Source organism: Clostridium lacusfryxellense, assembly GCF_018861735.1.
Lineage (GTDB): Bacteria > Bacillota > Clostridia > Clostridiales > Clostridiaceae > Clostridium_AD > Clostridium_AD lacusfryxellense.
This window is the reverse complement of record NZ_JAHLEB010000002.1, coordinates 134428-153015: the sequence shown is the minus strand read 5'-3', so window position 1 is coordinate 153015 and position 18588 is coordinate 134428. Positions and strand designations below refer to the sequence as shown.

Sequence of the window (18588 nt, the reverse complement as noted above, 5' to 3'; positions counted from 1 at the left end):
TGTTATTTTATTAAAGATTCTTTCATTTGAATAATAGTCTTATTCAAAATCGGATGAATAACATAAGGTGCTATATCACTTAATGGCTCTAAAACAAACATTCGTTCTTGCATTCTAGGATGAGGCAATATTATTTCTTCTAATGAACTAGTAATATTATCATACAATAACACATCCAAATCTACTGTTCTAGGCCCCCATCTTATAACCCTCTCACGTTTTAATTCCTTTTCAATAGATAATAAGAATCTTACAAGTTCTAATGGATTTAAAAGCGTTTTGACCTCAATGGCGCAATTCAAAAAATCATCTTGCTCTAGATATCCAACTGGCTTAGTTTCATAAAGTTTTGACGTTTTCGTTATTTTTGTATGATAAGAATTACTTATTTGTTCTAAGGCCATTTTTACATTTTTGTCCTTGTCCCCCATATTTCCACCTATACCAATATATGAAGTATGCCAACATCTATCTACCTCTACCGCCACATATTGAAGTGGCCTACCAATAGGCGCCCAAGGCTTTTTAATTTTAACCTTTACTCTTTGAACCAAATCATATTTTAAAAGTATGAACTCGGCTACCTTCTCTGTAGCTCTTTCTATTAGATCATAACTTTCCTTCTTGAATTCTTCCTCCACTAGGTGACAAAGCTCACCATAATGAACAGTTTTCATTATATCATCAGTAGTTCCGGCTTCTCTTAAACTCAGGAAAAGTTCTAAAGAAATTAAGAATCGTTGTCCTAAGGTTTTTTCCTCTTGAAAAACACCATGATTGGCGTAAATTTCTAAATCTCTTATGTATATTTTATCCATAGTATTATCTCCTCTTTATACCTAAGTTATTTTCCTAACTTCTAAATATGGCATCTGTTAAAACGCAAACTCTTTTATTTTCTTTTATATCATGAACCCTTATAAATTCGCAGCCCTTCATTATACCAATAGTCGTAGTTGCAAGGGTCCCCTCAAGCCTTTCACTAGTATCTAACCCTTGTGCAAATCCTATCATAGTTTTTCTTGAAGTTCCAAGTAGTACTGGGTATCCTAAACTATGTAACTTTTCTAGATTGTTCATAGTTCTCAAATTATCCTCATAGCTTTTTGCAAACCCAATGCCTGGATCCAAAATAATATTTCCCCTTTTTACTCCTGCTTTTAGTGCAATGGCAATACTTTCCTCTAAATCCTTTAACACGTCATCAATTAAATTTTTATAATTTTTATTATCCCTATTGTGCATTAGACAACAAGGCACATTGTACTTAGCTGCGACTTTTGCAATATAGTCATCCTTCTTAAACCCCCAGATATCATTAATCATATCCGCTCCAGCCTCTAAGGCAAGTTCTGCAACCTTACCTTTATATGTATCTATAGAAATAGGAACGCTTATCTCCTTCTTTAAGGCCTCTATAATTGGAATCACTCTTTTTATTTCCTCTTCCTCGCTAACAGAAGCATGACCAGGCCTTGTTGATTCTCCTCCAATATCAATAATGTCCGCTCCCTGTGCCACCATTATCTTTGCCTGATTTATCGCTGATCCAATATCATTAAATCTTCCCCCATCAGAAAAAGAATCAGGTGTAACATTTAATATTCCCATTATGTAAGTTCTTTTACCTATCTCAAAATCTTGAATACCTATTCTCATATATTCCTTCCCTTCTATAAGTTCTTATGTATTTTTTGCCTCTATGAATTTCAAGTTTTTAGTAAGTTATCTTCAAATTTTGTTTATCTTGAGGCCATTTACACTTATCAATAGCACTACAGTTAATACAATTCCTTGATAGCTTGTCACACTTATATAAAATATCACTTAAACTATTAAAACTTTCAGTATTATTTCTATGGTTTCCTATTGCCTCTAAAATCTCATTTATTTCTTTGATATCATACTTGCACTCATTCAATATTTTTTTAGCAATATGCACACTAGCAATATTGTGATCGATCCCATTTTCATATTCCTCTCCCCGACCTATATCATGCAAAAGAGCAGTAGTATAAATTATGTATTTAGGCAGATTCAAATCATTTTCTAGATTAATTATGTACATAAGTCTTGCCACATCTAAAAAGTGTTGCATATCATGTTTACAAAACTCTCTATTTTTTTCCATTTTCTCTATCTTCCTTAAATTATACTGAAAACTATGATTTTCTATAATATGATCTATTTGATTATTCATTGAATTTTGATTTCAACCCCTTTAGATTAATGTCTATTCGACTTATAATTTTCTACATATCTATCATAATATCTTTTTATTGCTGCTACAACTGTACTTTCAGTAAGAACTTTATCTTCTATTTTCCTTATTTTCATTATACCCATGACACTATTAGTAATAAAAACGCCCTCAGCTTCCATTAAATCATCTAATGTAAACTCTCCCTCTTGTACTTTTAAATCCATCGATAATGAATTATTAATAATAAAACCCCGCAAAATACCCGGTAATAACCCACATTTTATCTTTGGGGTAAATATAACTCCATTGTTAATAAAAAATATATTGCTTACAGCTCCCTCAGTTATAAAACCCTCTGTGTTTAGAAATATGGCTTCATTATAACCTTTTTTTATGATTTTATCCCGCTCAATTATGTTTTCAACGTAGTTAAATGACTTCACATATGTCAAATTTGAAAAAGCATTTCTTCTAACATCACTTAATCCTAATGAAAATCCACGCTCATAATCGCTATGCTTATATGAAATTTCCCTTGTAGTAAATATAGTGTTTTTATCAGATACCATGATCTTAAGAACACAATTCTTGCAATCAAGTTTTTTCGTAGCATTATAAATTTCTGCTAGAGTAATCTTTTTATTAATGCCTAATGTAGTAAGACCTCCATTTAGCCTTTGTAAATGCTCCACCAGAAGTATTGGTTCTTCTTTTACGAGCAAGGTCTCAAATACTCCTCTCCCAAAGAAAAACCCACTATCTAAAGATATCTTGTCTTCATTTAAGTTACCATTTATCAATATCATAACACCCTCCTAGTTGCCACCTTAGCGACAAATTGCAAGTTGAACAACTATTATATAACTTTATTAACTAGCTTACAGCACTCGCATTAGAGCCCTTGCTTTATCTAAGGTTTCATCATATTCAAATTTTTCATTTGAATCCCAAGTTATACCCCCGCCCACCCCAAAATAAGCATTCTTATCTTTTATTAAAATTGTCCTAATAATTATATTTAAATCCACATTTCCGTCAAACCCCAAATATCCCAGAGCCCCCGTATATATATTTCTTCGTACAGGTTCTAATTCCTCAATAATCTCCATGGAACGTATTTTAGGTGTTCCTGTTATCGATCCTCCTGGAAAACAAGCTTTAATACAGTCTATTGAACTTATCTCATCTTTTAACTTGCCTACTATTGTAGATACTAAATGAAAAACTGTACTATACTCCTCTAATTTAAAAAGTTCTGTTACTTTAACTGAACCAGGACTACAGACTTTACTTAGATCATTTCTTTCTAAATCTACTACCATTAGAAGTTCTGCTTTGTCCTTTTCGCTATTTATCAATATGTTTTTATTTTCCAAGTCCTTTTCTATATCTATTCCTCTTGGCATAGTACCTTTTATAGGCCTTGTTTCTACAATTCCCTTATTAATTTTCAAAAATCTTTCTGGCGAAGAGCATATTATATTAAAATCCTCAAAATTCATAAATGCAGCAAACGGAGCTGGATTTATGTGTCTTAAATCTTTATATATTTCATATGCATTTTTACTAATACTACAACTAAATCTTTGAGATAAATTAGTAATATATATATCACCGCTTTTTATATAATCTCTTACTTTTGATACAGTATCTATATACTTGCTTTTTTCAAAACCAGAAGTAAATTTATTCGTTATGTCTCCTACTTTATCATAAATAATTTTATTACCCTTTTGTATACGTCGTTTAATATCTTCAATACTTTCTTTCTGAGATTTAAGTATTCCTAGTGCAGATACATATACGATTTTTTCAAAATTATCTAAAATGATGATGTTATCATAAAAATTATAATAACAATGAGGAATATCTATATCTTCTTTAGCTATAATTGGCAACTCTTCTATTTCTCTACCCAAGTCGTAAGAAAAATATCTTATACCACCAGCCACAAAAGGCAGCTCGGTATTATTTTCTAAATCATATTCCTTTAGAATTTTATTTATCTCCTCAAAGGTATCCCCCAAATATATTTCTTCATTCTTAAAGCACATACCATTTTTACTTTTAAATGTTAAAAATGGATTAATACCTATAAAGGAATACCTACCGAGCGTTTTCTCGTCACGACCACTATCCAATAATATAGTATTAACATCATCTTTAAATATTGAATATATATCAAAACCATCAAGTTTAGTATTGAATTCTTCAATTATTAGTTTCATTTTTTCACCTTATTCTTTAGTAATTTTGTTTTTAATTTTAACCTCATCAATAAAATTTTTGAGAAGTTCATGTCCATATTGCGTAAGTTCTGCTTCAGGGTGAAATTGTACCCCCTCAATTAAAAATTCCTTATGTCTTACGCCCATTATAACTTTATCATCAGTCTCACTAGTTATTTCTAATACCTCTGGCAAAGATTCTCGTTCTATTATTAATGAGTGGTATCTTGTAACCTTCATTGGGCTCACAATATTCTTAAACATATATTTTCCACTATGATTTACATCAAATACTTTTCCATGCACTGGTTCATGTCCATGTATAATTTTACCACCAAATACCTTACCAATAATCTGATGACCTAAACATATACCTAAAATAGGTATGCTCCCTTTAAATTTTTCTACTATTTCCATGCAACTACCTGCACATTCTGGAGATTTTGGGCCAGGTGATATAATTATCGCTTCTGGATTAATTCTTTTTATATCCTCGAATGTAACTTTATCATTTCTATATACTACTATTTTCTCACCTAGCTCTTCAAAGTATCTGACTAGGTTGTATACAAATGAATCATAATTGTCTATCATCAAAAACATAATTGTTCTCCTATTCTGTTATAATTAACTATTATATCAAATACCTTAAAAAAAATCATTATGATTAATTCAATGAAATGGATTACAACATATATATCGCTATTAAATATTTTATTAAATGGCAATTGATAATAATTATTTATTAAAACCCTTTATATATTACACATTATTAGGTAAAATGGTATTAGACACATAAACGTAAACTAGCATACAAGTATGGTGTATACTTAATATATAACTAGTTAAACATTAAATTTGAGGTGATTATATGTACAATCGAGGTGATTTCCATCTCCATACAAATGCATCTGATGGAAAACTAAGTCCTAAGGAACTAATTCATGAAGCTTCTCTAAATGGTTTAGATATTATTGCAATAACAGACCATGATACTACACTAAACGTTGAAGAAGGAGTTAGAGAAGGTATAAACAATAATATAAGGGTAATCCCTGGTATAGAACTATCTACTATCCACAACAATGAAAGCATTCACATTTTAGGTTATTTTAAAGATGATAAATATAAAGATGATGATTTTCAAAAATTCTTAAATGATATTGAAGACTCTCGAATATTTAGAGCTAAAAAAATAGTAGAAAATCTAGATACATTTTTTAAGATTAAAATAAAATACGAAGATGTTTTAGATGTAGCACAAGGTGTAATAGCAAGGCCACATATAGCAAAAGCAATAATTAATGCTGGTTACAAATATGAATGGACATATATATTTGATACTTTCCTTTCAAACGATAGCCCAGCATATGTGCATATTAAGAGAATTTCAACAGCTGATGGTATTAGCATATTAAAAAAAGTAAATGCATTAGTTGTACTTGCACACCCTGTTCTCATTAAAAAATCTTCTATAGATGAAATGTTAAGTCTTGATTTTGATGGTGTTGAAGCAGTTTACCCAATAAATACAAAAAAACAAAAGACTCTTTTAAAAACGAAAGCGAAAGAATACGGTAAGTTTATTACTGCAGGTTCAGATTTTCATGGTATTTCAACATCGGACACAGGTCATGGCCAAGTTGGCTCAGTTTTCTTAAGTACTGATGACCTAGAAAAGTTTGTAAAAGAATTAGATTCATAAAAGGAGATGTCTCTTTCATGATTAAAAATCATGAAAGAGACATCTCCTTTTCTTATAAATTTCTTTCTTTTAAATCACTAAAAAAAGTATATATTACGTAAACTGCATTCGAACAAGCATTAGTAATTCTTAAGTGATTTTAATGTAAGATACGTTAAGAAAAGTAAATGTTTGAGCGTTAGCGAGTTTTTACTTTTTAGTATCTTTCATTAAAATCGGTTTAGAATTAATCAGCGTAGTAAGATGCAGCTGTAGTAATAAATACTTTTTAATTCTATATTTCTAGCAAAAATGCTTCGTAAGCTCTAAGTGCTTCATATATATCTGCCTTACTTGCAATTTCTAGTGGCGCATGCATGTTATGAAGAGCAACTCCTGAATCAATTACTTGCATACCATACTCAGCTAATATATAAGCTATTGTACCACCGCCGCCTTGATCTACTTTTCCAAGCTCTGATGTCTGCCAAGAAACGTTATGCTTATCCATTATAGTCCTAAGTTGCGCAATAAATTCTGGATTTGCATCGTTACATCCACTTTTCCCACGAGCTCCAGTATACTTGTTTAAAACTATACCTTTTCCAAAATATGCTGCATTACGTTTTTCCATAACTGATGGAAAGTTTGGATCATATGCTGCACTTACGTCTGACGATAGCATTTTAGAATTTGCTAATGCTCTACGTACTTTTAAATCACTATATTCTCCCATTAAATTGACAATCTCAGCTACTGTGTTTTCAAAGAATTTCGATTGCATCCCTGTTGCTCCGATACTTCCAACTTCTTCTTTATCCACAAGTATAACAATACAAGTTTTATCTGTTTCCTTAATGTTCATTAATGCTTGATAAGACGTATATGCACATACTCTATCATCCTGTCCATAAGCCATAATCATGCTACTATCAAGACCGTAACTTCTAGCTCTGCCTGCAGGAACTACTTCTAGTTCTGATGATACAAAATCTTCTTCATCTATATCGTATTTATCATTTAAAAGTCTTAATATATTTAACTTAACTCTGTTTTTAGCTTCCTTGTCTGCTACCGGAATACTTCCCATAAACACATTTAAATCTTCGCCTTCAATTCCTTTGTCCATAGTTTTTTTCATTTGATCTGCTGATAAATGAATTAAAAGATCTGAAATTCCAACTACTGGTTCTTTTTCATCTTCACCTATTACTATATTTACCACCGTGCCATCTTTTTTAACTACAACTCCATGGATAGCTAAAGGAATTGTTACCCATTGATACTTTTTAACTCCACCATAGTAATGTGTTTTAGCTAATGCTAAATCTGAATCCTCATATAATGGATTTTGTTTTAAATCTAATCTTGGCGAATCAATGTGAGCACCTAAAATTTTAAATCCTTTTTCAATAGGCTCAGATCCAATTAAAAATAATGCCAAAGTTTTTCCCATGCTATTAACATAAACTTTATCACCAGCTTTTAATTTAGTGTCTCCGTTTATATAGGTATCAATATTTTTATATCCATTTTTTTGGGCAAGTATAATAAACTCTGAAACACACTCTCTTTCAGTCTTGCATTTTGACATAAAATCTATATAATCATCAGATAATGCAAATACCTTTTTCAAATCTTTTTTATTATATTTGTCCCAGGCTAATTCATATTTTTTTTCTAAATCTTTAACATCAGACATGTTTACAACCTCCTTAATAAAAATATTATACATATTAATATATTTCTAAATATTCCCTTAAATTACAATTGAAATTACTAATTTTAAATAAAACACATTATATGTACTTTCAAATCTGTTTTTTACCTATTCATTTTTACGTGCTGCATTTACTTCCTCTATTCTCATATTAATAGTTTCAACAGGCGTTATCTTTGAATTCAAGCTATACCTATAATTGGCTGCTGCCGCTTCAATAATTACTGCTATATTTCTACCTGGTCTTACTGGGATTGTAATTTTTCTTAAATGTACATTTAGAATATCCATAAATTGATTATCTATACCAAGTCTATCATATTCTTCACTCTCGTTCCATTGTGTAAGCGATAGGTATAAACTAATAGTCTTAGTATTTAGAACGGAACTCATACCATAAATTGCTGGAATATCTATTATACCCATACCTCTTACTTCAAGCATTCCAGAGGTTATGTATGGACAATGACCTAATAGCACACCATCAATTTCTTTAATGTCTACTGCATCGTCAGCAATCAACCTATGACCCCTCTTTATGAGTTCTAACGCACACTCACTTTTACCTATACCACTTTCTCCAGTTAATAGTATCCCTATACCATAAACATCCACTAGAACTCCATGAAGTCTAGTTTCAGGAGCTAGTTTTGTATCCAAGTAATTTGTAAGTTTGCTAATAAATCTAGTAGAAATTAATTTTGTTCTTAAAAGCCAACGTCCGTTTTCCTGCGCGGCTTCAAGAATTTCCTTATGAAGCTCCAAATCTCTAGTGATGATAACGCAAGGTGTATCCAATTTAAAATATTTATTAACCCGTTTCTTCCTAAGGTCAGCCTCCATGCAGTCTAGAAAGCTCCACTCTGCCATGCCTATTAATTGAACTCTCTTATTACCAAAATACTCATAGAAGCCAGCAATTTGAAGCCCTGGTCTATTGATATCACTAACATCTATTTGCTTACCTTTTTCGCCTTTTACTAAAACCTCCAACTTAAAATGCTCTATTAAATCCTCTATAGTCACAGCCATTAGAATCCCTCATTTCTACTAATTTATACTAATTTATAAATTTATTATTTATTATTTATTGATAAGCTATTATTATAATTTTATAACTTCATTTACTCTTATTTAAATACAATTATATTACACTTTCTTTATTGTATTTAATTGAGATCTAAAATTCTTTTTAACATTATCAATATATTTTTGTCTTAATTCTTGTTGCTCTAATTTTTCTTCACTTGAAAGTTCCGATTCCTTACTTTTCTTATAGAGATAATTTATCCTGCTTGTCAATTCATCTATACCCATATTAATCACTCCTAAATAATTGCCATTTTTTTAATTATACCAAAGTATTTTATTTATAAATAGCAAAATACAAACATATACCAAATATTATAGAATAGAACAAGAAAATTAAGACTTTTTTCGTCATTTACATATTGTACCAAATAGCTTTTTTCAACATCTGCGCGTGTCGTTATGTAATTTTTTACCATTATTTTATTGTAGGTTTCGAAACTTTATGGTTTATTATGTATTTTTTTATATTTAAATGACTTTTAAAAAATTTAACATACCTTGAATATTATGGTATTATATATTTACTCCATAAAAACAATAATTAGGAGGTGAGGGATGAATATATGAACGTTAAATTAAACATTATAAAGAGAGAATTGGAGTCTTTAAGAATGATATTACATTTCCTGTTAAACTTCAAAAAACCTACAGACAAAATAGTAGTGTCTTGCAGTCAGCAATTAGATGAGGTTATTGTTAAGTACCAGAGAATTAAAGCCACTTCAAAAAGAGTGGCTTAACAAGTTCATTCTTTAATATATCCCATTTAACATAAAAATTAATTAAATATCTAATTCAATTAAGATATCATCAATATCAACATTTGAATCTTTATTATAAAATACTACAGCGAATTCATTAAATTCATATGCATCTTGAGATATATCACAACCAATGAATTCGTACTCAATTTCCATTTTTTCAGCACATTCTTCCATTATATCTTCAACATTATCTGCAGCAATATCGCTAAGATAAGGTAAGAAAAATTCTTCGTACCAATCTTCTTTATCTTGTTTAAAATCACCTTCTTCATTTGCATAAGAAGTAGCAGCTTCCATTTCTACATGATCATAGATATATTTAAACTTAAGTGCTATAGTTTCTTTTTTATATTCAATTTCAACTATATCATTTAAATCATTTTGATTCAAAAAATTTATTATATATTGTTTATTCAAATATATCACCTCCACGTATCATTAGTAAATTATTTATTAAAATCTTTCTTTATTAAATTTTTTACTATTATATACTCATAATTATAACAACTACATATATATCTTTTTTATTTTTATAAAAAAAAAGAAAAATTTCACTTTAAGTGATATTTTCTTTTTTATTATTAAAGATTTGAATTAAAATTTATTTTAAAATCTGTAAATATTCTTCCACAAATTTATCAGCTAATTCATATTCTTTGATGTCAGGAACAAATTTAAATTTAAGTCCTTCCTCAACAACTTTAAATTTCAAAGACTTTAATCTTTGTGTAAGCATTGGAACTCCTTCTCCACTCCACCCAAACGAACCAAAAGCAGCAGCTGCTTTGCCTCTATTAGTTATTGGACATACTAGTGATAAAACGTCCCAAGCAGGCTTCACGGCATCTTGATTAATAGTTGGTGAACCAATCATAATCCCAGATGCTTTTTCAATAAGTTCTACTATATCGCTCAATTTCATAGATGTTATTTCATGAGCTTGTGCCTTTATACCACTTTCATTAATCTTTTTAGCTATATATTCTCCCATTGCTTCTGTATTATGATATGCAGAAACATAAAAAATCTGGACATTTTTTTCTTTTATTTCATATATTTTAGCCCATTGTCTATAAAGATCTACATACATTTTTATGTCATCTACGTGAATAGGGCCATGGCTTGGCGCTACCATATCTAACTCTAAATCTTTAATTTTATCTAACCCGTCATTCACAAATTTTTTAAATGGTCCCATTATGCAATCAAAATAATATTTCATTTCTTCTAAATAATCACCAGAGCATGCATCAGTAATGCAGTTAGATGGTGAATAATGACAACCCATTACATCACAAGTAAACAATATTTTTTGTTCTTTTGCATATGTGAACATTGTATCTGGCCAATGTAGAAATGGTGCTGAAATAAATTGTAATGTGTTTTTGCCTAATGATATATCTCCTGCTGCAATTATGCTATTAAAATCTCTATTAATAATTTCTTTCAAATACATTATAGCTGCTTTTGAAGCAACAATAACAGCTTCTGGATAAACTTCTAAAAGCCTTCCTAGAGAACCACTATGATCTAATTCAGTATGTTGAACAATTATATAATCAACTTTTCTATCTCCAATAACACCTTTTATTTTGCCCAAAGATTCTTCAAAAAAACCATTTTTTACAGAATCAATTATTGCAACTTTCTCATCATCAATTAAATATGAATTATAGGTAGTTCCCTTCTTTGTTTCCATTATAATATCAAATACCTTAAGATTTGGGTCATTTACACCAATCCAATATATATCTTCTTTAAGCTCTTTTGTTTTCATTCTAAAAACCTCCTTGTAGTTCTATTTGTAAACACCATAAACTTAATTGCTGCCTACCATAAAACTATCTAATGTTTTTCTATTTAATACATTTTACCACATTTAGCAAAGCTGTTCAACTAATAATAATTATTAGTTAGATTTAAGAAGGGGACGGTTAACGCTTTTTAATATTTATTTTAATTCAAAATTTTAATAAACCTTGTGTGCGTTTATTTCCTCATCCAATAGTTAATCTAACATTTTTTTGTTTTTACATTAATTCAAAAAATATTTTATTTTAGATGCATGTCCACCTTTTCAAAATTGAAAAAAGTTATCTATATTACGCAAATTTTTTATTTATTGTATCAATAATAAATAATGTAATTAGTCTTTGTATATTTAAATCTACACTTTATGAATAACAATTAATAAATTCCTCAATAATATTTTTATGCTTTTCTTTTGTATCAATGAAATTAATTCCTATACTACTTAATTTTGATACCCTAGCCTGTGTAATATTCCCAAGTATTTTACATATCTCTTTTGATTTGAAATTACAAAGACTTCTCATTAATACAACAATTAATGCTTTTGGTTCAACAAGATTTCTACTATATTTCATGCGAATCTTAGTCTTTGATATATTCATCTTTTGTGAAACAAATTCTACCACATCATCTGGTTTAAAGTTCCTTATAATTATTTTTCTTTCATTTTTATACTCTGTTTTTTCGTCTTTAAATTCAAAATCTTCTTTCAAATTAATTTCATCCTTTAATTCAGATTCCTCATTCAAATTTTCTTCATTATTTACAAATATAAGATTATAATAATTTTTTCTTGCTATTTTTATGCAGCTCCCAAATAGTTTCAAAACAAATCCATAATCCACCAATCTAAAAGAGTCACGTCTTTTCCCTAAAAATGTTGATAGACTTGAAAATGCATATTTCTCAGGGCAATTTTTGTATTCACAAATGTCATTAGGATTATTATGTATATATAAGGATAATGTCATTAAGTATCTGTCGTTATCAACTATTTTGCTTTTAAATCTATCCTTAAAAAGATGTCCTTCTCTCTCATATTTTCTATTAAAGTACATTGCATATGAAAAATTTATTCCATGCATTACCCTAGAGATATCTGAACCATTAGCATCAATTATTAAATGTGAATGATTATTCATAATACAATACCCGTAAATCTTAAAATTGTACAATTCTTTATACTTCTTTACAAGTGATAAATACTTCTCCTTATCATCTGAATCCTTGAATAATTGTACCTCACTAATACTTTTACACATAATATGAAATATAGACTGTTCCGTTTTTACTCTTGCCATTCTTGGCATAAAAATCACCTCTCCACATAAACTTTCCTTTAAATTCTAGCCTTAGAACAAAAATTTATTCATTTATCAAAAAAATTTGCTATAAATTACTCTATTAGTTGTTACCTGTCTCCCCTTTACCATTTATGCTCAATTATTTAGGCAACTAAGCAATTAATTGTTAACCGTCCCCTTTATCCCTTTTAAAACTGTCGTTAAAATTTATAATTTCTTTAATATTAAAAATACTCCATCATATACTCTAATAACATGAACTTTTAGGAGGTATATATGAATATTTTAATAACTGGTGCAAAGGGTAATGTTGGAACATATTTTTGTAGTTTCTTGTCAAAATCACATACTGTATATGGATTAGATAAAACTGATCTTAATGTTACAGATAAATTATCAACTGAAAAAACTTTAAATTCATTAAAGCCTGACGTCGTTATTCATACTGCGGCCATTACAAATAAATATATTTGCGAGTACAATGAGACTTTAGCTTATGACGTAAACACTGTAGGAACGTTAAACCTCGCTCATTGTTGCAATGAGCTTAACATACCCATAGTGTACCTATCCAGCACAGATGTATACGGTGATATAAAGTCATCACCCTACAGTGAAGTTGATGTATGCACCCCAATGAATGCTTATAGCAAGAGTAAACTAGGAGGTGAAGAATTAATACAAACAATTTGCAAAAAATATTTCATTGTTCGAACCTCAACTATATTTGGTGGCAATGATTGTTTTGTTAGGAAACTTATAAAAGGAAAACATACAGCAATCTATCTATTTTCTAATCCTACTCTTTCTATGACTTATATCGAAGATTTAATTGTGGTAATCGAGAAACTATTAGCCACTAAAAAATATGGTGTCTATAACTATACCAATGAAGGTTGTTTATCAAAATCAACTCTTATAAATAGTATAATAGAATTTAGTGCCCTTGATATCCCCTTAATTGTAAGCTCAGACAAGCTTTTATCTAATCTTATAAAAGAGCCCAAGTATACCTGTGTAAATAATTCTCATATAAAGGACGTTTTAGATATTGATATTCCGACTTGGAATGATAGGCTAAGCAATTATATTGAAAAATGTAATATTGACATTTAATGACGTTCAACATTATTTATAGATAATACAAACAAAAGTATATATCGATTCCAATATATACTTTTGTTATCATATACAAATAAAACTTTTAATTTATTGCTCAGATTAAAATAGTAAGTCAAAACTTCTTAATTGTTAACCAAATTTTTCATACTCATATCTAAAACCGTAAAAGAATGAGTCAATGCCCCTACAGAAATATAGTCAACTCCACAGCTTGCTACTTCACCAATATTATCTAGAGTTATATTACCAGATGCTTCGATCAAAGCTTTTTTGTTAATTATTTCTACAGCCTTTATCATAGTTTTGGAATCCATGTTGTCTAGCATTATAATATCAACTCCTGCTTCTAAAGCCTCATTAATTTGCTCTAGCGATTCAACCTCAACTTCAATTTTTTTAACGAAGGATACATTCTTACGTATAATATTAACGGCCTCTTTTATTCCTCCAGCAGCACTGATATGATTTTCCTTTATTAGAACACCATCAGACAAGTTGTATCTATGGTTACACCCTCCCCCAATTTTGACTGCATATTTTTCAAATATCCTCATGTTCGGAGTTGTTTTTCTTGTATCCAAAATCTTTACACCAGTGCCAACTAATTTATCTAGATAAGTTTTAGTGAGCGTAGCTATTCCACTCATTCTTTGAAGATAGTTTAACGCCGTTCTCTCCCCTATCAATATATGTTTTGTATTTCCACTCAGTTTTGCAATGCACTCCCCCTTAATAACAATATCCCCATCTCGTTTAAAAAATTCTATATTAACGTCGCCGAGTATTTTAAAAACTCTTTCAAATACCAACAGTCCCGCAATTACGCCATCTTCTTTCGCAAATAAATCAGCGGAGCATTTAGACTCATCTCCTACTATATATTCCGTTGTAATATCGTTTTGAGGTACATCTTCTTTTATTGAATCTCTTATAATATTATCAATAATTAACCAATTCATTCCTCATACCCTCCCCCATTGTCTTAAATTTATCTATAATTATATTTTTATTAATTTCGCTATAGTTAGTAATAGTGTTTATGCATTTTTCATTTTCATAATCTAAAGTCTCATTCTCTTTAGATTTCAAACTATTAACCATAAGAATGGATTTATTTATAAACCCTGAAGCTCTTCGAGAAAAAACGAGGGCTTCTAGTAGTGAGTTACTTGCTAACCTATTTGCTCCATGTACACCAGTACAACTTACTTCACCGCAAGCAAATAAGTGCTCCATGGACGTTCTAGAAAACAGATCAACAGCGATCCCTCCCATATGATAATGTTCTACAGGTGTTACTGGGATTTTGTCTTTTGTAATATCTATACCACTTTCCAAACATTTTTTGTAAATCCCAGGAAACCTATTTATAATGTATTCCTTTTCTTTAAATGAAATATCTAAAAAGACAAAGGGTTTGCTTGATTTTTCCTCCTCATCATAAACTGCCCTCGCTACTACATCTCTTGGTAAAAGTTCATCAACAAATCTTTTGCCTTGTTGATTTATAAGTTTAGCGCCTTCGCCTCTTAGAGACTCAGATATAAGAAATTTCTCACAATTTTCGTTTTCGTCATATAATGCAGTTGGATGAAATTGAACATAGTCTAAATTAGAAGTTTTAATGTTATGCCTAAGTGCAATTGCTATTCCATCACCTGTTAATCCCCTCCTATTAGTTGAATTTTTAAATAGACCTCCAATTCCACCTGTTGCTAAAATTGTTTCCTTAGAATATACATTTGTTGTTAACCGTCCCCTTGTTATAATTGCTCCAATACATTTATTATCTTCAATAATAATATCAAGCAGTGTAGTATTTTCAAAAATTCGAACATTCTCTTTACTTCTAATTTCTTTTAATAAGGCTAGAAAAAGTTCTTTACCAGTTTCGTCCTTGTTGTGTACAATTCTATTAACACTATGCGCACCTTCCTTAGTATATTGGAATTGTCCATTTTCTAAATCAAAGCTAACTCCATAGTTTTTCACTCTATTTATATTATCTATTGACTCATATACTAGAGTTTTTACGGCTTCTCTAGAATTTTTAAATTTTCCTGCCTTTAGCGTATCTTGAATAAACAGTTCATAATCCTTTTCATCTCTAGCTACTGATATCCCCCCTTGTGCCAATGACGTATTACATTGATCTACAGAGTCTTTAGTTATTAAAAGTATGTTTAAGTTATCGTCTAAATTTAATGCAGCATACAACCCAGCTGCCCCTGTTCCGACTATTAGAACATCTACAAAAATATCCATAATATCACCTCGCCATTTCATGCATCGCATTAAGACACTTGTGAGCGGCTAATCTTATTTCTTCATCTATTATTATTTCATGTTGATTGTAAAGGAGACTACTATATACATCCTTTAAGGTATTTCTCTTCATACTGCAACATGTCATAGGAGACTTTGGTGTTATAAACTTTTTATTAGGATTTTTATTCTTTAAATCATAAAGCACTCCTTCTTCTGTAACAATCATATATTTTTCCCCAGAATCTGCTGAAGCGAAATCAATTATTTCTCCAGTGCTTCCTATAAAATCAGCTAATTTTCTAATTTCTCTATTACATTCTGGATGGACTAAAATCTTTACTTTTGAATCTGCATTTTTAACTTCCATTATTTCTTGCGGGCTCACAAATTCATGTACGCGACAAAACCCATTCCACAAAATCATATTCTTAACATGAGCTTTCTCATTTATATATTCACCTAAATTCTTATCTGGTATAAATATTATTTCATCCCTATTTATATTATTAATTATTTTTAATGCATTTGAAGAAGTACAGCATATATCGCTTTCTGCTTTAACCTCCGCCGTTGAATTTATATAGCATACGACCTTAGCCTTAGGGTGCTCTTTTTTAAGTTGTCTAACATCCTCTCCATTAATCATTTCTGCCATAGTGCATCCTGACTCTATATTGGGCAGCAACACTGTTTTACCTGGTGATAGTATTTTTGCACTCTCAGCCATAAACTTTACTCCACAAAACACTATAGTCTGCTGGCTGCATTCTTTAGCCATCTTACTAAGATAATAGGAATCTCCTACAAAATCAGCTATCTCTTGGATATCATCGTTTTGATAATAATGTGCTAAAATCAAAGCATTTTTTTCCACTTTCAATTCTTTAATCTTTTTCTTTAACTCCTGCATTTACTTTTACACCTCTTTCTACGCAATGTATATACTACTGTATATACACCTTATTTCATATTATATTACCATTTGTATGGTAATAAATCAATGTATAAGGAAAATTAAAAAAAGGTATGCTCATTGATATTTATTACCAATGGGCATACCTTTTTCAATTAAGTTTTAATCCTCAGTTAGTTCGTACATTTCCTCGGCTCTCGACATATATAATACTCCATCCAAATGATCAATTTCATGACAGAAAGCTCTTGCAAGTAATCCTTCAGCCTCATACTTTACAGGTTTACCTTTAATATTAATTCCTTCAACTGTTACATTTGTTGGTCTAAATACTTCACCCTCATACCCCAAATAGCTTAGGCAACCCTCATAATCCTTTTCATTTCCAGATCGTGCCGTTATTTTAGGGTTTAATAATATTATTGGTTCTTCTTCTTCGTTTCCTAAATCAATTAATATAACCCTTTTTAAAATGCCAATTTGTGGAGCAGCAAGACCAATTCCAGTACCCTCATAAAGTGTATCCATCATATCATCCACTAAGTTTAATATCTTTCTATCTATTTTATCAACCTTTGTGCAAATTGTATTAAGGCGTTCATCCCCATATTGTAGAATTTTTCTAACTGCCATATTCATTCCCCTTTTTTATGTTAACGAGATTTTGTTTTACTTATTAACTTTTAACTCAGTATAATTTTTAACTTGGTACATTTTATATTCTATTCTAAATATGACTTTACATCAACTAAATTTCATAAAAAAAAATTAAGGTATCATAAAAGACACCTTAATCTTATCATAATTATCCACTAATTCTTTTAGCATCAGCTAGTTCTTGAGCTTTTTCCATCATACTTTTAACCTTCATAAGTCTAGTTAAAGCACCACGTTCATTTTCCTCAAGCTTCATTCTTATAAACTTTATTGTTTCATTAAGTTGAGGTATAGTCATGTATTCAAGAGCATTTACCGTTCTTCTAGTTTTTTCAATCTCATCAGCCATTAGCTGACAAGATTTCTCTACTTCTGCAAGTTCTAGAAGTTCAGGAAGAGCTAAATATAACTTTTCTATAGCTCCATCAAGATCTGCTGAAGTACTGGCAAATCCGTATGGGTATATGCTTCCTGGATCATCTTCTAATTCTCTTTTAAACTTCATTATAGGAACATTAACACTCATAAGATTTTTTGTCTCAACTTCAACAGAAATTTTTTCTTTTGGATACGCAATTGCTTCCTCTAGAAATTCTGATGACATTAAAGCACTTGCCATAACAAAATCCTTAAAAGAGTTTTGTAATTCTTCTTCAACCCTTTTTCTAAGTTCATTGTTATGTTTTATAAGGTCAATGAATCTTCTCATAAGTTCATCTTGCTTATCTTTTAATAATTTATGCCCACGAGTAGCCGTTCCTAATTTTTTCTTAAGTTTGGTAAGTTCCATTCTGGTTGGGTTCACATTTAATTTCGCCACG

20 protein-coding genes are annotated in these 18588 nt (G+C 30.1%); 3 read left to right on the top strand and 17 right to left on the bottom strand.

The features are described 5' to 3' along the window. Nucleotides 1–2: 2 nt before the first annotated feature. The 6 genes from folK to KPL55_RS02310 form a co-directional block, all read right to left on the bottom strand. Nucleotides 3–818, bottom strand: a complete 816-nt coding sequence (folK, locus tag KPL55_RS02335; protein ID WP_216305106.1) for a 2-amino-4-hydroxy-6-hydroxymethyldihydropteridine diphosphokinase — start codon at nt 816–818, stop codon at nt 3–5. 34 nt (nt 819–852) lie between these two features. Further along, nucleotides 853–1659 (bottom strand): dihydropteroate synthase, encoded by an 807-nt coding sequence (gene folP, locus KPL55_RS02330; RefSeq protein ID WP_216305105.1) that lies wholly within the window; start codon nt 1657–1659, stop codon nt 853–855. Nucleotides 1660–1717: 58 nt separating this feature from the next. Beyond that, a complete protein-coding gene (locus tag KPL55_RS02325; protein WP_246599275.1) occupies nt 1718–2131 on the bottom strand; it encodes an HD domain-containing protein in 414 nt (137 codons plus the stop codon). 95 nt (nt 2132–2226) lie between these two features. Next, nucleotides 2227–3009 carry an aminotransferase class IV gene (locus tag KPL55_RS02320; protein WP_216305103.1) on the bottom strand — a complete coding sequence of 261 codons (783 nt, stop codon included), beginning with the start codon at nt 3007–3009 and terminating at the stop codon, nt 2227–2229. 72 nt (nt 3010–3081) lie between these two features. After that, nucleotides 3082–4431, bottom strand: a complete 1350-nt coding sequence (gene pabB / locus KPL55_RS02315) for an aminodeoxychorismate synthase component I (protein WP_216305102.1) — start codon at nt 4429–4431, stop codon at nt 3082–3084. A 9-nt stretch (nt 4432–4440) separates the two neighbouring features. Next, nucleotides 4441–5034 (bottom strand): anthranilate synthase component II, encoded by a 594-nt coding sequence (locus KPL55_RS02310; protein WP_216305100.1) that lies wholly within the window; start codon nt 5032–5034, stop codon nt 4441–4443. A gap of 268 nt (nt 5035–5302) precedes the next feature. Between KPL55_RS02310 and KPL55_RS02305 the strand changes: the two genes are divergently transcribed. Beyond that, nucleotides 5303–6136, top strand: coding sequence for a PHP domain-containing protein (locus tag KPL55_RS02305; RefSeq protein ID WP_216305099.1), 834 nt, complete (start codon nt 5303–5305; stop codon nt 6134–6136). A gap of 274 nt (nt 6137–6410) precedes the next feature. Here the strand turns inward: KPL55_RS02305 and KPL55_RS02300 are convergent, their stop codons facing one another. From KPL55_RS02300 to KPL55_RS02290, 3 genes are all read right to left on the bottom strand, one after another. Then, nucleotides 6411–7817: an aminopeptidase gene (locus KPL55_RS02300; protein ID WP_216305098.1), complete on the bottom strand. Its 1407-nt coding sequence runs from the start codon at nt 7815–7817 to the stop codon at nt 6411–6413. A gap of 126 nt (nt 7818–7943) precedes the next feature. Then, complete coding sequence (hprK, locus tag KPL55_RS02295; protein WP_216305096.1) at nt 7944–8867, bottom strand: HPr(Ser) kinase/phosphatase; 924 nt, start codon at nt 8865–8867, stop codon at nt 7944–7946. Nucleotides 8868–8984: 117 nt separating this feature from the next. After that, nucleotides 8985–9152, bottom strand: coding sequence for a DUF896 domain-containing protein (locus tag KPL55_RS02290; protein WP_216305095.1), 168 nt, complete (start codon nt 9150–9152; stop codon nt 8985–8987). A gap of 338 nt (nt 9153–9490) precedes the next feature. Between KPL55_RS02290 and KPL55_RS02285 the strand changes: the two genes are divergently transcribed. Further along, complete coding sequence (locus KPL55_RS02285; protein WP_281418791.1) at nt 9491–9667, top strand: Spo0E family sporulation regulatory protein-aspartic acid phosphatase; 177 nt, start codon at nt 9491–9493, stop codon at nt 9665–9667. A gap of 42 nt (nt 9668–9709) precedes the next feature. On the opposite strand, the gene KPL55_RS02280 is transcribed toward KPL55_RS02285, so the two are convergent. The 3 genes from KPL55_RS02280 to KPL55_RS02270 form a co-directional block, all read right to left on the bottom strand. Further along, entirely contained in the window at nt 9710–10108 is a 399-nt protein-coding gene (locus KPL55_RS02280) for a hypothetical protein (RefSeq protein ID WP_216305092.1), read from the bottom strand. A 184-nt stretch (nt 10109–10292) separates the two neighbouring features. Then, complete coding sequence (locus KPL55_RS02275) at nt 10293–11468, bottom strand: FprA family A-type flavoprotein (protein ID WP_216305091.1); 1176 nt, start codon at nt 11466–11468, stop codon at nt 10293–10295. Nucleotides 11469–11865: 397 nt separating this feature from the next. After that, nucleotides 11866–12813 (bottom strand): transposase, encoded by a 948-nt coding sequence (locus KPL55_RS02270; RefSeq protein WP_216305090.1) that lies wholly within the window; start codon nt 12811–12813, stop codon nt 11866–11868. A gap of 270 nt (nt 12814–13083) precedes the next feature. On the opposite strand from KPL55_RS02270, the gene KPL55_RS02265 reads away from it, so the two are divergent. Then, the gene (locus KPL55_RS02265) at nt 13084–13923 is read left to right on the top strand and encodes an SDR family oxidoreductase (RefSeq protein WP_216305089.1); all 840 of its coding nucleotides are present in this window, start codon (nt 13084–13086) and stop codon (nt 13921–13923) included. Nucleotides 13924–14051: 128 nt separating this feature from the next. Here the strand turns inward: KPL55_RS02265 and nadC are convergent, their stop codons facing one another. The 5 genes from nadC to KPL55_RS02240 form a co-directional block, all read right to left on the bottom strand. Further along, entirely contained in the window at nt 14052–14888 is an 837-nt protein-coding gene (nadC, locus tag KPL55_RS02260) for a carboxylating nicotinate-nucleotide diphosphorylase (RefSeq protein ID WP_216305087.1), read from the bottom strand. Continuing rightward, entirely contained in the window at nt 14869–16194 is a 1326-nt protein-coding gene (locus KPL55_RS02255) for an L-aspartate oxidase (RefSeq protein ID WP_216305086.1), read from the bottom strand. Before KPL55_RS02255 ends, nadC begins: the two co-directional genes overlap by 20 nt. A gap of 4 nt (nt 16195–16198) precedes the next feature. Then, complete coding sequence (nadA, locus tag KPL55_RS02250) at nt 16199–17107, bottom strand: quinolinate synthase NadA (RefSeq protein ID WP_216305085.1); 909 nt, start codon at nt 17105–17107, stop codon at nt 16199–16201. A gap of 165 nt (nt 17108–17272) precedes the next feature. Continuing rightward, nucleotides 17273–17743, bottom strand: coding sequence for a peptide deformylase (gene def / locus KPL55_RS02245; protein WP_216305084.1), 471 nt, complete (start codon nt 17741–17743; stop codon nt 17273–17275). Between the two features lie 172 nt (nt 17744–17915). After that, nucleotides 17916–18587: a V-type ATP synthase subunit D gene (locus KPL55_RS02240; RefSeq protein WP_216305083.1), complete on the bottom strand. Its 672-nt coding sequence runs from the start codon at nt 18585–18587 to the stop codon at nt 17916–17918. Between the last annotated feature and the right edge of the window lies 1 nt (nt 18588).